A 1,195-nucleotide genomic window follows, 5' to 3' on the forward strand; every position below is an offset into this window, starting at 1 on the left:
TCTGCGCTTCGATGGCCGCCACGCCAGTTTCGATTTCGTCGAAGACGAGAGCGTACTGCTCTTCGCTCAGCGCACCGGTCCGCAACCTTTCGGAGCGGCTGCCGAAGCGCGACCGCTCCAGCATCTTCACGATCGCCGTCAGTCGTGCGATCCGCTCATCGGCGCTCTTGTTGACCAGCTCGAGATGGAGGTTGCGCTCTTCCAGAAGGGCGGCCTTTTCGGCCATGGCAACAACCATCGCCTTGAGCGCGTCAACATCGTCCGGGAGCGCGAGATCGGGTGCCGACATGGCCAAAATCAGAGCATATTCGCGGGCAATTTTCCCGCTTTTTCAGCCCCCTGATTCATCATGCCGCAGGGTTTTACCCAACCGATTGCGGCCGCCTGACGGTCTCCGTCCGAACCCGTTTCCAGTCCATTCCGTCGACCAGAGCCATGAGCTGAGCATGATTGAGCTGGACCCGGTGGTGGCCGATCCGCGGCCAGCAGAACTTCGCGTCGTCCAACCGTTTGGCATAAAGACACACGCCGCTGCCGTCCCACCAGACGATCTTGATCCTGTCCGCTCTTTTGGCGCGGAAGACATAAAGCGCACCGTTGAACGGATCCGAGCCGGCATCGCGCACCAGGGCCAGAAGGCCGTCGGGACCTTTTCTAAAATCAACGGGATGACTGGCGACCAACACCTTCACGCCGGCCGGGATCATGCCTGGCGGACCGCGCGGATAATCCTGGCCAAATGATCCTGGCCGACGTCGGCGCCGGCCCGAATGACCACATCGCCCAAACAGATCTCCACTGTCGAAGACGCCGCTTGGGTGACCTCGACAAAGCCAAGCCGATCCGCATCTCGCTGCGGCGTGACCGCACCGTTCTTGATCGCCTTGCGCCGCCAGCCGAACAGCTGGGCGGGCGCCATCCCCGCTTGTCTGGCAATGGCCGATACATTCGCGCCCGGCTTCAGTGTCGCCTCGATCAGCCGCGACTTCGCTTCCGCCGACCAGCGCCGCCGCGGACGCTGCGGGCTTGCCTCCAGCCGGTTCGGGACCGCCTCAAGAACATGGAAACTCCTATCATCAGGCATAGGCGCAGACATAGAAATTGACACTGCAAGCTCCTCGGCTCCTTGCTTCAGTGCCACTATCTCTCGCTCATCACCTCAAGCCGCGCCAGATGGGGTCAGCTTGGCGCTTAC

General features: G+C 61.9%; 3 protein-coding genes. All 3 read right to left on the reverse strand.

The window, feature by feature from the left end; translation table 11 throughout:
* Positions 1-289, reverse strand: a 289-nt coding sequence (locus NKI66_RS32580; RefSeq protein WP_352754076.1) for an IS66 family transposase, incomplete at its 3' end; no start/stop codon positions are given.
* A 73-nt stretch (positions 290-362) separates the two neighbouring features.
* Positions 363-707: an IS66 family insertion sequence element accessory protein TnpB gene (gene tnpB / locus NKI66_RS32585; RefSeq protein ID WP_096453731.1), complete on the reverse strand. Its 345-nt coding sequence runs from the start codon at positions 705-707 to the stop codon at positions 363-365.
* Positions 704-1,141: a transposase gene (locus tag NKI66_RS32590; protein WP_352754077.1), complete on the reverse strand. Its 438-nt coding sequence runs from the start codon at positions 1,139-1,141 to the stop codon at positions 704-706. Before NKI66_RS32590 ends, tnpB begins: the two co-directional genes overlap by 4 nt.
* Positions 1,142-1,195 lie beyond the last annotated feature (54 nt).

Source organism: Mesorhizobium sp. M0518, assembly GCF_040321125.1.
Lineage (GTDB): Bacteria > Pseudomonadota > Alphaproteobacteria > Rhizobiales > Rhizobiaceae > Mesorhizobium.

Coding starts and splice junctions, on each gene's coding strand:
- tnpB (WP_096453731.1), bottom strand. CDS start 707: ATGATCCCGGCCGGCGTGAAGGTGTTGGTCGCCAGTCATCCCGTTGAT.